The sequence below is a fragment of the Vibrio sp. D431a genome (assembly GCF_030248655.1).
GTDB lineage: Bacteria > Pseudomonadota > Gammaproteobacteria > Enterobacterales > Vibrionaceae > Vibrio > Vibrio alginolyticus.
This window is the reverse complement of sequence record NZ_JAHGAP010000013.1, coordinates 377497-391387: the sequence shown is the minus strand read 5'-3', so window position 1 is coordinate 391387 and position 13891 is coordinate 377497. Positions and strand designations below refer to the sequence as shown.

Genomic DNA, 13891 nt, shown 5'->3' with positions numbered 1-13891 from the left:
CTTTGAAGCTTACTGCACGCGGCGCAGTACTTGTTTCAATGCGTCAAAGTCTGCGTCGAGCTCTTCCGATAGCAGCTCCATCGCAGCGTGCTTCGCTAGTGGCGCAGGAAGGTCGATATCGGATTCTAGAATATCATCCACCACTTCTTTGAACTTCGCAGGGTGAGCAGTACATAGGAACAGACCGGTTTCACCGTCTTGCAATTGTTCTTCAAGCACTCGGTAAGCAATCGCACCATGCGGTTCGCATAGGTAGCCTAGAGCATGTAAATCTTTCACTGACTGTGCGCTTTGCTCATCAGATACTGCGCCTTTACCTAACGTCTCCAAGCCCCACTCTTTCACGCGGCACAGCTCTTCAATACGAGGCCAATTGTTTGGTTGGCTCACGTCCATCGCGTTCGATGTTGTTGCGACTGTTGGTTTTGGCTCCCACTTACCTGTTTCTAGGTAGCGAGGAACCGTGTCATTGGCATTAGTTGCAGCGATAAAGCGTTTGATAGGCAAGCCCAACGCTTTTGCCAATAGACCAGCAGTTAGGTTACCAAAGTTACCACTTGGTACAGACACAACAAGGTTTTCACGCTCTTGTTTGCTCATTTGCGCAGCTGCTTCAAAGTAGTAACAGATTTGCGCCATCAAACGGCTGATGTTGATTGAGTTTGCAGAGTTCAGACCGATCTCTTCACGCAGTGCAGAATCATCAAAAGCTTGCTTAACCAGTGCCTGACACGCATCGAAGTCTCCATCGATCGCGACAGTGTGAATGTTTTTACCAAGCGTACAGAATAGCTTCTCTTGCAGTGGGCTGATCTTGCCTTTTGGATAAAGAATCACAACGTTGATGTCTTCCATACCGTAGAAAGCATGCGCAACGGCTGCGCCAGTATCGCCAGAAGTTGCAGTCAGAATGGTGATCTTGCCACCGTCCGAAACGGCTGCAAGAGATTGCGCCATAAAGCGACCACCAAAATCTTTAAATGCAAGCGTTGGACCATGGAACAGTTCCAGAGCGTAAACACCGTCTTTGACCTGATTAATTGGCGCAGGGAATTGGAATGCAGCATCAACAAGAGCATTCACCTGCTCTTCTGCAAGTTCATCTCCAATTAACGCCGATAGAATCTTAGTGCTACGAGAGACAAAGTCTTCTGCAAGCAGCGCATCGATATCTTCAAATTTTGGTAATTCCGATGGGAAAAATAGGCCTTGATTGCGACCTAACCCTTGGCGAACGGCTTGGCCAAAGGAAACTTGTTCATCATTTTCTTTTATATTGTAAAGCTTCATAGCTCACTTCCTGTTACTTTCGAACCCTGCTTATCTAGACGACAAACGTGGACGAATCCTTCTTCGTTTTGTACGTAGTTTTGTTCTAACCAGCGAGCAACTCGCTCAGCGACATCTTTCTCTTTGCAAATACTGAACAGTGTCGGACCACTGCCAGAAATACCGGTTGCCAATGCACCCGCAGACGCTGCGTATTGACGTGCATTCGCAAAACCTGGAAGCAGTTTCTCACGATACGGTTCTGCGATCACGTCTTTGATCATTTTTGCAGCAAGTTCTGGCTGACCAGAATGACACGCATGAATAAAGCCCGCAAGGTGGCGACCATGAGCGATGATATCTTGTCGGCGGTATTGAGATGGTAGGATCTCACGCGCTTCCGCCGTTGATACCTTGATACCCGGATACGCCATCACCCAGTACCAATCATCAAAGCAAGGCACTTCTTGACTGATGATACCCAACTCTTCAAGCATCAGTTGCACACCACCAAGGTAACATGGCGCAACGTTGTCGTAGTGAATACCACCAGAGATCTTGCCTTCCATCTCTCCCATCAGCGCCAATAATTCTGTCTCGTTAAGTGGCTGTCCATGGAATCGGTTCAATGCATCTAATGCAGCGACGATAGAACATGCACTTGAGCCTAAACCAGAGCCAATTGGCATGTTCTTTTCTAGCGTCATCTCAAGTGGTTTTAGCTCAACGCCTTTTTTGTCTAACTCACGAGCAAACACGAGCCAACAGTCGTAGACGATGTTCTCTTTTGGTTCAGTTGGCAATTTCTCAACAAAATCACCCGCCGTTTTAAGGCTGAACGGATCAGCCCCAGATTTCACCAATACACGGTCACCCAATAGTGTGCCATCCACTGGAGACACGGCAGCCCCCAGCACATCAAAGCCAACGCTTACATTACCAATTGATGCTGGGGCATAAACCACTACATCCATATCACTTGAACTCATTATTGTTATACCCCTAGTTTCCAACCTAAAGTACGCATCACGTCAGAAAATACACCCGCAGCCGTTACTTCGGTGCCTGCACCATAGCCACGTAACACTAGTGGGATTGGCTGATAGTAACGGCTGTAAAATGCCAGTGCGTTTTCACCGTCCTTGATTTTATACATTGGATCGTTTTCATCCACCGCTGCGATGCTTACTGTGCACTTGCCCTCATTAATTTCACCAACGTAGCGCAGTACTTTGCCCTCTTCCGCTGCCTTTGCAGATAATTCTTTAAAGTAGGCGTCTGCTTCAGGTAAACGCGCCATAAATTCATCAACGCTACCAGAATCATCAAAACCTGGTGGCAGTGCTTGATCAACCACAACGTCTTCTAGTTCTAGAGACATGCCTGCTTCACGAGCTAGGATCAGAAGCTTACGCGCGACATCCATACCAGAAAGATCATCACGAGGATCCGGTTCAGTAAAACCATTTTCTTTTGCGATATTAGTTGCTTCACTTAGGCTCATACCTTCATCTAACTTACCGAAGATGTATGACAGAGAGCCAGAAAGAATACCGCTAAAGCGCTCTAGCTCATCACCCGCTGAGATTAGGTTTTGCAGGTTTTCGATTACCGGTAGACCCGCCCCCACAGTTGTTTCGTACATCAGCTTGCGACGAGAGCTGCGCGCAACATCGCGAAGCTGATGGTAGTAAGCCATGCTTGCTGTGTTTGCTTTTTTATTTGGTGTAACGACATGGAAACCAGCAGCTAAGAAATCAGCGTATTGATTCGCGATATCTTCACTTGATGTACAGTCAACCAATACTGGGTTGATGATGTGGTTACGTTGAACCAAAGAAATCAAACGCGCTAGGCTGAACTCTTCTGTCGCTGCCGACATACGATCACGCCAATGATCGAGTGGCAGACCTTCACTATCAAGCAGAAGACCTTTGCTGTTTGCCAAGCCACACACGCGAATAACGATGCCTTTTTCCGCAAGCTTCGCCTGTTGACGCTCGATCTGATCCACCAGCTCACCACCAACGCCGCCAATACCAACCACGAATACGTCTAAGAAGTGCTTAGAGTTGAATAGGTTCTCGTGACACGCTTTGATCGCTTCAGAGATTTTATCTTCAGGAATCACGGCTGAGATAGCACGCTCAGATGAGCCCTGTGCGATGGCTACAATGTTTACGTTCACTTCAGCAAGAGATGAGAAGAAGCGAGATGCAACACCGCGCGATGTACGCATGCCGTCACCAACCAACGTTATGATTGAAACATTATCAATAAACTCGACCGGCTCTAATAAGCTATCTTTCAGTTCCAACTCAAACGCATCGGCCAGTACTTGTTGCGCTTTTGCTTTATCTTCTGCCTCAATACAGAAGCTAATGCTGTACTCAGAAGAAGACTGAGTAATAAGAACAATAGACACACCAGCGGAAGACATTGCGCCAAATACGCGGCTTGCCATGCCAACCATACCCTTCATACCTGGGCCGGAGACGTTAACCATGGTTAGGTCGTTTAGCGTCGTGATACCTTTGATCGCCAGATTGTCTTCACCAGTGTCTTGCCCAATCAGAGTTCCTGCACCTTGTGGGTTAAAGCTGTTTTTGATCAGACATGGGATGTGGAACTGCGCGATAGGAGCAATGGTCTTCGGATGCAAAACGGAAGCACCGAAGTAAGAAAGCTCCATTGCTTCTTGGTAGCTAAGAGATTTAAGTAAGCGAGCATCTTCCACTAAACGAGGGTCGCAGTTGTATACACCATCTACGTCAGTCCAGATCTCACAACAATCTGCGCGCAGACACGCCGCAAGAACCGCCGCCGAATAATCAGAGCCATTGCGACCAAGTGTTACCAATTCACCTTTCTCGTTACCTGCGGTAAAGCCAGGCATGATATTCACATGGCCCAGAGGAAGAGGGTTTTGGCGGAAGTTTTGCGTTGAAACATCTACATCAACCATGGCTTCAAGGTGATCACCTTTTGCGTATAGGTATTCAACTGGGTCGATAAGATGTGCTGGCTGGCCTTTGGCTTCTAGCACCGCTTTCATCAATTGAATCGAAACGCGTTCGCCTTTGCTAATAATACGTGCATTAACATTGTTTGGGCACATGCCAAGAAGATTGATGCCATGAACGAATTGGCGTAATTGAGAGAGAGAAGTTTTCACTTGGTTATCGAAAGCTGAACCATCGATATTGGGTAGTACTGCTTGGATTTGAGTGAAGAGCGTTTTAAACGACTCCTCCAACTCTTTGATTTGTAGTTCTGCTTCACCATTGCGCAATGCGCCTTCAATGACCGCAACCAATTTGTTTGTTGTTTTACCAGGAGCGGAAAGAACAACCGCTACTTCTTCTTGTTGAGCGTTATTGGCAATAATGTCTGCCGCTCTCAAAAAGCGATCTGCATCAGCTAGTGATGATCCGCCAAACTTCAATACTCGCATCCCTTCCTCCGGTATATCTTCTTAAATTTGTCTAAATTCTGGATAAAAAAGCATAAAAAAAGGCCTGTATCTTGTTGGATACAGGCCTTTTTTGTGAATTTCTTTCGCTCAGCAGCCTGCCCCAACATGTGTCGTGTCGGTAATAATAATGGTCGTGGTCATTACTACTAGGCTGTTAGATGGCATAAATAAATATTCAACGTTAATTGTGTTTGCTTAACTCTACGTTTACCGAGTTTCTGATACATAGTCAACAAAAAATTGTTTGTTTTTCCATCTTTCAGAGAATTCTGCTAAGCAATGTCATTGATATTTATAGTTAATTACACATTATTGATCATTTAAAAATCTACAGTTAGTTTTTGTAAAGGACTTAACCATCATCACCAGTTCGGTTTTTTATCTAATAACTAGTCTGATCTTTGCCATAAAACGTACGATCAAATAATTCGAGAGGGTTGTGACACATAACAACAACTTAACTGTGACTTATGTTCATAGGATCGAATTATTTAGAAAATAGGTGAGCTAGCTTTCATATTCTATGCTTTAATAGTGAGAAGCTTTGGGCGCATACTAATAAAAAAGTTGACACAAGGAGTGGTGAACATGAAAAGAGGGCTTTTTCTGTTGCTGTTTTTTGTGCCTGGTGTTTGTCTAGCAAACGAGCTTCCGCCGCTTCCAGGTAAAACATCCCCTTCTCCTCATAAACTATTCATTTCCAGCGACAGTTATCAGTCTGACAGTTTTGATGTTTGGAATATCGATACGGGTTACGCTTACGAACTTTTTGATTCGGTAGACGTTTATGTCGGTGCGCGAGTCAATAACTCTCCTACCAAAAATCAAAGTGGTTTTTTGAGTGGGATCAGCTATCACTTTAATGATCGTGTCACGCTGAAAAGTACAGTTCGCTCTTACAAGAACGAAACAGCGGAAGGTATTCGCCAAGACGACAGTAGCCTCGCGGCTGAAGTATCAAGTCGCGTAAAAATTACCGATAAACTGGATCTTCACGCGACTCTTGATTACCAAGATTGGCAACAAGGCTTTGAGGTTGGTTTAGGCTTTCGTTTTTAGAAGTCCAGCTTTTGCTTAGAAATCAACACACCGTTCCAGTCCGCGTAAACGTAGTGCTTAGGTTGAACGATTTGGTTTTGCATCGTTAAGGTTACGTTTACCTCTCCTATCCCGCGTTTCTCTGTTTTAAACGGGTTAGTTCCAAGAGCTTGAACGCCAATGTCCATTTGAGATATTTGTGCTACGTCGCGTATTGCACCATAGACAATGATACCTTCCCACCCATTTTCTATTCCGAGTATCGCTAATTGATCGCCGAGTAATGCTCTCTGACACGATCCATGTCCGTCAACAATCAATACTTTACCCGTTCCATCTTCGCCCAGTACTTCACGCACTTTCGAGTTATCGTGATAGCAGCGCACCGTAACGATTTCACCGTAAAAAGCGCTACGTTGACCAAAGTTCTGCAATGGTAAAGTAAGCAAGCTCACTTGGTCTTCAAATTGGTCACAAATATCGGGTGTAATGTCTCTCATATTTCCTCCGTGAATTTTCTCACCCAAGCGGTGCTTCAGTGAGCAGTATCCTTTTCTATACCTTCTATACGAGCCGAGGTTTAATGGAGCCTAACGTATGAAAAACTTTCGGCTGCGAGCACGCAATAAGATAAAGTTGGTCATTAATGACGTAATAAATCGCGTTTTGTTGAAAGTCACTCGCCAATTCAACGGCTACCTCTGGCGACAACTCGACGGCAAAGCTTTCCTCATACCATGTAAAAGCGCTATCACCTACCGTGACAGGCGCGTAATTAACGTGCTGTAGCTGTTTTTCTAACGCGTGATTGTTTATGCTGTTCTCTTCTTTGGACCTCAAGTTACTGTATGGGTTCCAAGCGGTTATCACAGCATAGTTTGAAACACGCCACTCGGCTTCGAATCTGAAAAAAGATTCTGAATAAGCATTCCATAACGATGCGTCTATGTTCTTATTACTTTTTTCTATCATAAGTCTTAAACGATTAATAACAGTTACATTTCATCAATTGATATAAATCAACAAACTGAATGGAATTAACATTTGAGCATTGTTAGCATGCTGTTAACAATATAAAATCCGCTCAATATCTTAGGGTGTTTACGTTTCAGGCCCCACTGAAAGCAGGAAATGAAAGGTAAACAAGCCCTTTAGAATAAACGTCGCCATTGGATACTGGTGAGTTGGCAAAATTCCATGGAGGGCGGATAACTGAAAGAAGTGTTTTTTTGATCAACTTGATTTATTATCAAAATCACATTACCTGTATGTTATATTTTTGCCTAGAATTTATTCTATTAGCACAATTTTGTCACAAATTTAGGTACCGCCAATGCAAACCCCGCAGATTCTTATCGTTGAAGATGAGCAAGTAACTCGTAACACTCTTAAGAGTATTTTTGAAGCAGAGGGATACGCTGTTTTTGAAGCCAGTGACGGTGAAGAGATGCACCAAGTGTTGTCTGATAACTCAGTCAACTTGGTTATTATGGACATTAATCTTCCAGGCAAGAATGGCCTTCTACTAGCGCGTGAATTACGCGAGCAAGCGAACATTGCTTTAATGTTCCTGACAGGCCGTGACAATGAAGTAGACAAGATCCTAGGTCTTGAGATTGGTGCAGATGACTACATCACTAAACCATTCAACCCACGTGAACTAACTATTCGTGCACGTAACCTACTTAGTCGCTCAATGAGCTCTAACGCGGTGCAAGAAGAGAAGCGCTCGGTAGAAAAGTATGAATTCAACGGTTGGGTACTAGACATCAACAGCCGCTCTCTAGTAAGCCCTGCTGGTGATAGCTACAAGCTACCTCGCTCTGAGTTCCGCGCATTACTGCACTTCTGTGAGAACCCGGGTAAGATTCAAACTCGTGCAGATCTTCTTAAGAAGATGACTGGTCGTGAACTTAAGCCACACGACCGTACTGTAGACGTAACGATTCGTCGTATCCGTAAGCACTTTGAGTCTGTTTCAGGTACGCCAGAAATCATCGCCACTATCCACGGCGAAGGTTACCGCTTCTGTGGCGATCTAGAAGACTAGATTTAACCGCTAATATGCAAAGGGCTTGCTCATTGAGCAAGCCCTTTTTGTTTTAGGTCTAACGACTAATGCAACATCATTGCGGTTAATAAACCTTGTTAATCTTCACGTACTTTTCGACTAACCAACGCTGTTTACCCGCATCGTCTAGAAGCACTGCAATATCAACCGATTTTTCTGTGTTCACATCAATGTGAGACGAGAACGCCACCTCCCATCGGCTTTCACTGTGCGTTCGAGTATCTAAAGACGCACTGTCCACCAACCACTCTTTTTGCCCCTGTTTAATAATAAGAGCTTCTGCCGTTAGATTTGCAGGAAGTAACTGATCTCCTTCGAGGTAAAGTGCACCTTGAATACTTTGCTCTTCCACGTCCCCAATATTCGGCATGAGGTTCACCCATAAATTACTTTTGAGCTCAACATTAACCTCATTAATCGTAATCTGACTGTTTTGTTGCCAATTCACATTTGGAACGGAACTACAGCCTGCCATCAATGCCATGGCTAATGCCAATGGTGCGATTCTTTTCATGTTATTTCCTTTGTTCCAACCAACTTTTGAGGACTTGAATATCGTTTTGGTATTCATTTTTGATCTCTTCAACCCAGTCTGAAATGTTTTCCCACCATGCTGGCATATCGGGCGATTGCGCTTTTTGCGCCACACTTTGGATACGTTTCAGGCCAATTGAACCTGCAGCACCTTTGATTTTATGCGCTTCAGAAACAATCCCATCTTGATCTTTCGCTGTCATGTTCGAATCTAAGACATCGATATAGTCTGGCATCATATCTTCAAACATTTTTATGCTGTCGTAGACAGGTTTTGCACCAACAATGTCGACGTAAGACTCTAACATATCCATATCGAGCAAATGTGTCTCAATCACAGGAGAAGGCACTGGCTCTTCCACTGTTTCGGGACCGCTCACCACTTCCTTAGGTTGTTCTAACTGGTGAGCGAAGAATTTATCAATCACTGACTGAATAGCATTCACTGCCAGCGGCTTACTGATCGCATCATCCATGCCGTTATCTAAGTATTCACGACGATCTTTCATTACATTAGCAGTTAAGGCGACCAATGGAGGAAGATTGTTATAATGCTTGCGGTAATAATTGGCGACATCAAAGCCCGTCATATCAGGCAGTTGGATATCCAACAACGCTAAGTCGTATTTTTCTGGCACAAAGTTCACTAACGCTTCTTGGCCCGTCATTGCCACGGTGACAGAGTGCCCTAGGCTCTCTAGTAACGATTTAGCCACAGTTACGTTAAGCTCGATGTCTTCGACCATAAATATGTTGAGGCGCACATTGTCGCGTTTCGCATCAATGACTGGCTCAGCTAGTTCAACAATCGGAACGTGGATCGATACAGTAAAAGTGCTACCAAAGCCTTCCTCACTGGTAACCGTAATGTCACCATCCATCATATTGATCAGTTGCTTAGATACCGCCAAACCAATACCTGTACCGACCGCATGCAGGTTGTCCTTGCCTGATTTCACTTGGTAGTACATCGCAAAGATCTTATCTAGCTCTTCGTCTGGGATACCAATACCTGTGTCTTCCACTTCCATAATAATGGTCGCAAAATCGTCTTCGACATCCGCGCTCACTGTCATCACAACGCCACCTTCCTTGGTGAACTTCATTGCGTTGCTGACCAAGTTCCAAATCACCTGACGTAGACGGGTTGCATCCACTTCAATTGCTTTTGGCAAGTCGCTTAAACGTTCTAAGTCAAAGCGTAACCCTTTTTGTTCCGCCATCAGAGCTGAGATACTCTCAATCTCTGCGACGAAGTCTTCGAAGTTAAGTGGCGCAGGTAATAGTTCTAACTTACGGCGATCAAATTTATCCATATCGATAATATCGTTGAAGATGTTACCTAGAGTAATCGCACTCACATTGATGGTCTGCATGTGTTTACGCTGCTCTTCTGTCAACGGACTATCTAGAAGCATACGACTTAAGCCTACAATGCCATTCAGCGGCGTTCGCAGCTCATGACTGATGGTTGAGATGAAGGTAGTTTTGTCGCGGCTTGCTTTCTCTAACGACTCTTCATGGCGCTTACGTTCAGTGATATCACGACCGAACCCAACGAGACCAAGGTGGCGGCCATCTTTGCTGTAAAATGGCACTTTACGCAGCTCAAAGTAATGCTTGCGACCATCTGGGTATTCGAGCCATTGCTCGTAAGTAATTGCTTGATTATCGGCAAAAACCTTTTGGTCAGTATCAACGATATGCTCGGCGATTTCTTTGCTATACACATCCCAAGGGCTTAATCCGACTAACTGGTGCTCTTTCTTGCCCGTTAGCTCTTCCATCGCGCGGTTACAGCCAGAGAAAACACCATCCGCATTGCGGTAGTAAATTAAGTCTGGTGAGGCATCAATAAATGAACGCAGTAATGCGGTACGTTCTGCCAGCTCTAATTGAGTACGTTCGCGTTGGAACACCTCGTTTTCGAGGTCTTGCATCGCCTCTTCACGTGCTTCTTCCGCTTTAATACGCTCTTCAATTTCTTGGTTAAGCTTTTCAATGTTTTGTTGAAGTTGGTAATTCAACTCTTGATCTCGCGAACGCATGTCCTTCAGTTTGGACACCAGCTTAGTTAAACGCTGGCGAGACTCTTCTAGTTGATCGACAACCACAGAGAGGAAGTAAACCGCCCAAGGGGTGATCAATAGACCAAAAAACACCGAACGGACAATGTCGATATCATCTACTCGCCCTTTGAGAGCTAAAGTAATCCCTACCTGCACCACAACAGCTAATGCCACCAGCGCAAGGGCTAGCAAAATAGAGAAGCGAACAATCCCCAGTTTGACTAGCAAGTCGACATAATACTGGGCGAGGTTTTTCATGGGTTTCATTAACTACTCCATGGTGGTGGCTAGATTGCGCCATTCGATGATGAAAAACAGGTAAATGCACTTGACCTAACGCAATTTAGGTCTGTTTGATTAGTGAAAAACACACGGTGCGATCTGCGCTTGTGACACGAGATAGAAAGATAAACCAACGAGCACACAGGCTTCTGTAATTTTAACGTGTTTAATACGGTGATTTAAACAATCAGCTATCAACTTAGAGCAAGCGGTCACAAAGCGTTAGCAAGAACTGGGGTGAATACAGGTGCGATTACGTCCATCAGCTTTAGCTTGATATAACGCACTGTCAGCCATAGCGATGCCCATTTCGGGTTCATCACCATGCTGAGGAATGTAAGAGACCAGACCGATACTGACGGTAAGGCGTTCAGATGCTTCTGAACTGTCGTGTTCCATATCAAGCTGTAGAATTTTCTCATGAATACGCTGCGCTACGTTGCGCGCACCTTCCGTGGTGGTATTCGGCAATATAAAACCAAACTCCTCGCCACCATAACGCGCAACACAATCCGAAGAACGATTGATGACTTGTGTAAACACGGTAGCGACACTGACTAACGCTTCATCACCTTGTTGGTGACCGTAACAGTCGTTGTAATCTTTGAAAAAGTCGATGTCACATAACATGATGGTGAGCGGCAGCTTTTCTCGAGCGTGGTGGTACCACAATACCTGCAGTTGTTCGTCGAAACGGCGTCGGTTCGATACTTGAGTTAAGCTATCCATAAAGCTCAATTTTTCTAACTCTAGGTTGGCTTTTTCCAACTTTTGTTCTGCAAGATAACGCTCAGAAATATCACGCGCCATGATCAGCACACCATTCGTTCCTGATGCTTTATCTTTAAAAGGCGATTTCACCACATCAAACCACGTACTTTTACCATCACTACTCACGACTTTATCTATGTATCGAACTGGCTCTAACTGGCGTAATGCTTCTAAGTCACTGTCTGCTAAGCGCGCGTACATCTCTTTAGGAATCACGTCTTGGAGGCGCTTACCTATCAAATCAGAAATTTTTGAAATGCCTAACGCCTTAACAAAAGGCTGATTACACGCTTGATAGACCATGTTCTCATTGAAAATACCAATAGAGTCCGGACTGGCATCCAGAATCGTTTGTAAGATAGTATCTCTTTGCGCTAGCGCCACCTCTGTATCTTTGCGACGCTCCATTTCATCTCGCAGATTCTGTTGCATCTTGTGCCATTCAGTCACGTCATGACTAATAGACAGCGTACCGATAAGCTCACCACTCGGCGAAACAAGAGAGTTTTGATTGACTTCCAATAAGCAACTTCGACCTTGTGGATCCGTTGTCCATTTACGTTCGCTTTTTCTAGTCATCTCACCCAAGGCCTTGGATGCGCAAGCTTCTTCCCTTCGCCCTTGCCAGAATTGATCAAATGCTCGATTGGTCGTTAATAGATTGCCTTGGCGGTCTTGGGTACAAATCAGCTCTGAAAGTGAGTCTAATGCCGAACGTGCGATGATTAATTGGGCAAGTTCTTGTTGCTGCTCTTGGTGAGTGGCTTGATATGGCTGAGCATAAAGAATCCAAACTCGATGATTGCGCAATAAACTCTTTCTGCCTGACAGCTCCACTTTAATAGATTCACTATCAGATAGTCGCCAGTCAAAAGCCTGCTGACGAAAATGACGACTAGAGAAGCGATCGAGAAACTGCTCAAGCTCATGAATATCGAATAAAGCAGGATACAAATACCCCGTTCCCAAAGAGCGAATGCCTAATAACTGCATCGCAGCCTGGTTAGATAGCAAGAGCTGAGCATGGCTAGTGTCCACCACTATGACTGGATAGGGAGAATCCGTTACTAGTTGCTTAAGTGACGTCTGAAAGTGCAAATAGATCAGTGCTAACGCGCACACGCCTGCGATTAATAACAAGACGACATAGCCATAACCGCCTTGACCACCCCAAAGCCAATTGAGTAACTGATCCATCGTTTAAACCTTCAAAGAACACTGGTTAAAATATATCAGTTATTTATTGAGCGATCTGCTATTAATTCCGGTTTAGTATAGATAAAGGCATTCCCCGTAAGGCTCCCTTGAGCACCATGAGCACTGAGATCTCGACCAATTTCCGTCATCGCTAGCCAACGGTTTTCACACCACAGAGGCGATAATAACGTGGGCCTCCTAGCTGCTGATGAAACGCGATGATAAATCACATCTGGTGGTGTCATACGAATCATTTCACTGGCGATCGCAACATATTCTTCTAATTCAGGGGCTTCTAGCTTTCCAGCACGCCAAGCTTTCGCCATGGTGCTACCTTCGACAATATGCAAGCCATGTAACTTGATGCCATCCGTTCCCACGGTCAACACTTTTTGCAGCGTTTCAATATTTTCGGCGCGGGTTTCTTTGGGTAAACCCACAATTAAGTGAGTACAAACCTTGATTCCAAGTGTTCGCGCACGCTTAGTGATTTCGGCATAACACTCAAAGTCATGACCACGATTGATACGTTTTAGGGTGTCATTGTTGGCGGTTTGAAGACCTAGTTCTAGCCAAATTTCATAACCTTGCTGTACATAGCCCGACAGTAAATCCAATACCGCATCAGGGACGCAATCAGGACGCGTCCCCACACAAAGACCAACCATGTCTGCAGCCTTTAGTGCTTCCTCATACATGTTTTTGAGAACTTGTACCTCGGCATAGGTACTGGTGTAGGCCTGAAAATAAGCGAGATATTTCTTCGCTCTGTGAATTTCACCTGCGCGATCTTTTAACTGTTCGTGAATGCTTTTTATCTGGACTTCTTCATCTGCAAACGAAGCCACATTGCAAAATGTACATCCTCCCCGCCCAATCGTGCCATCGCGGTTAGGGCAACTAAATCCACCGTGCAATGTTAACTTATGAACCTTTTCACCGTATCGACGCTGAAGATCTTGGCCGATTGTATTGACCAACTCATGTAACTGCATAAATTCTCACCAACAATAAATCGTAATCAATCTCACTACGATCTGTGTAAATAAATTACATCCCTGCAAGAAAAAACACACAATATTAATCAATTCAAACACCCATCATGCGGGTCAAAATCAATAAACTTGCATAATTAAAGACAAAAATCGTTCATGTTGCGTAAATGTTAAACTAAAAATGCATAAT

The 13891-nt window shown here is 44.6% G+C and carries 12 protein-coding genes and 1 other annotated feature; of the genes, 2 read left to right on the top strand and 10 right to left on the bottom strand.

Annotated elements, in window-relative coordinates:
- Positions 1 to 9: 9 nt before the first annotated feature.
- The 4 genes from thrC to thrL form a co-directional block, all read right to left on the bottom strand.
- Positions 10 to 1290 carry a threonine synthase gene (thrC, locus tag KJB35_RS12280; RefSeq protein ID WP_033906104.1) on the bottom strand — a complete coding sequence of 427 codons (1281 nt, stop codon included), beginning with the start codon at positions 1288 to 1290 and terminating at the stop codon, positions 10 to 12.
- On the bottom strand, positions 1287 to 2243 hold the full coding sequence (thrB, locus tag KJB35_RS12275) for a homoserine kinase (protein WP_017635074.1): 957 nt from the start codon (positions 2241 to 2243) through the stop codon (positions 1287 to 1289). Before thrB ends, thrC begins: the two co-directional genes overlap by 4 nt.
- 20 nt (positions 2244 to 2263) lie before the next feature.
- Positions 2264 to 4723 carry a bifunctional aspartate kinase/homoserine dehydrogenase I gene (gene thrA / locus KJB35_RS12270; protein ID WP_065274188.1) on the bottom strand — a complete coding sequence of 820 codons (2460 nt, stop codon included), beginning with the start codon at positions 4721 to 4723 and terminating at the stop codon, positions 2264 to 2266.
- A 53-nt stretch (positions 4724 to 4776) separates the two neighbouring features.
- Positions 4777 to 4896: a sequence feature (Thr leader region), on the bottom strand.
- A complete protein-coding gene (thrL, locus tag KJB35_RS12265) occupies positions 4832 to 4909 on the bottom strand; it encodes a thr operon leader peptide (RefSeq protein WP_074192076.1) in 78 nt (25 codons plus the stop codon). Its footprint overlaps the feature before it by 65 nt.
- Positions 4910 to 5332: 423 nt before the next feature.
- Between thrL and KJB35_RS12260 the strand changes: the two genes are divergently transcribed.
- Positions 5333 to 5803 (top strand): hypothetical protein, encoded by a 471-nt coding sequence (locus KJB35_RS12260; protein WP_005381821.1) that lies wholly within the window; start codon positions 5333 to 5335, stop codon positions 5801 to 5803.
- Here the strand turns inward: KJB35_RS12260 and KJB35_RS12255 are convergent.
- On the bottom strand, positions 5800 to 6282 hold the full coding sequence (locus KJB35_RS12255; protein WP_005381822.1) for a putative 4-hydroxy-4-methyl-2-oxoglutarate aldolase: 483 nt from the start codon (positions 6280 to 6282) through the stop codon (positions 5800 to 5802). The two genes, KJB35_RS12260 and KJB35_RS12255, sit on opposite strands and share 4 nt — an antisense overlap.
- Before the next feature lie 64 nt (positions 6283 to 6346).
- Complete coding sequence (locus KJB35_RS12250; protein ID WP_005381823.1) at positions 6347 to 6754, bottom strand: DUF3293 domain-containing protein; 408 nt, start codon at positions 6752 to 6754, stop codon at positions 6347 to 6349.
- A 361-nt stretch (positions 6755 to 7115) separates the two neighbouring features.
- Between KJB35_RS12250 and arcA the strand changes: the two genes are divergently transcribed.
- Positions 7116 to 7832: a two-component system response regulator ArcA gene (arcA, locus tag KJB35_RS12245; protein ID WP_005381824.1), complete on the top strand. Its 717-nt coding sequence runs from the start codon at positions 7116 to 7118 to the stop codon at positions 7830 to 7832.
- An 85-nt stretch (positions 7833 to 7917) separates the two neighbouring features.
- Here the strand turns inward: arcA and KJB35_RS12240 are convergent, their stop codons facing one another.
- The 4 genes from KJB35_RS12240 to KJB35_RS12225 form a co-directional block, all read right to left on the bottom strand.
- Entirely contained in the window at positions 7918 to 8367 is a 450-nt protein-coding gene (locus KJB35_RS12240; RefSeq protein WP_005381825.1) for a hypothetical protein, read from the bottom strand.
- Between the two features lies 1 nt (position 8368).
- Positions 8369 to 10723 (bottom strand): aerobic respiration two-component sensor histidine kinase ArcB, encoded by a 2355-nt coding sequence (arcB, locus tag KJB35_RS12235; protein WP_005381826.1) that lies wholly within the window; start codon positions 10721 to 10723, stop codon positions 8369 to 8371.
- Between the two features lie 237 nt (positions 10724 to 10960).
- Positions 10961 to 12706, bottom strand: a complete 1746-nt coding sequence (locus KJB35_RS12230) for a GGDEF domain-containing protein (protein WP_005381828.1) — start codon at positions 12704 to 12706, stop codon at positions 10961 to 10963.
- A gap of 35 nt (positions 12707 to 12741) precedes the next feature.
- On the bottom strand, positions 12742 to 13701 hold the full coding sequence (locus KJB35_RS12225; protein WP_005384584.1) for a TIGR01212 family radical SAM protein: 960 nt from the start codon (positions 13699 to 13701) through the stop codon (positions 12742 to 12744).
- Positions 13702 to 13891: the final 190 nt, after the last annotated feature.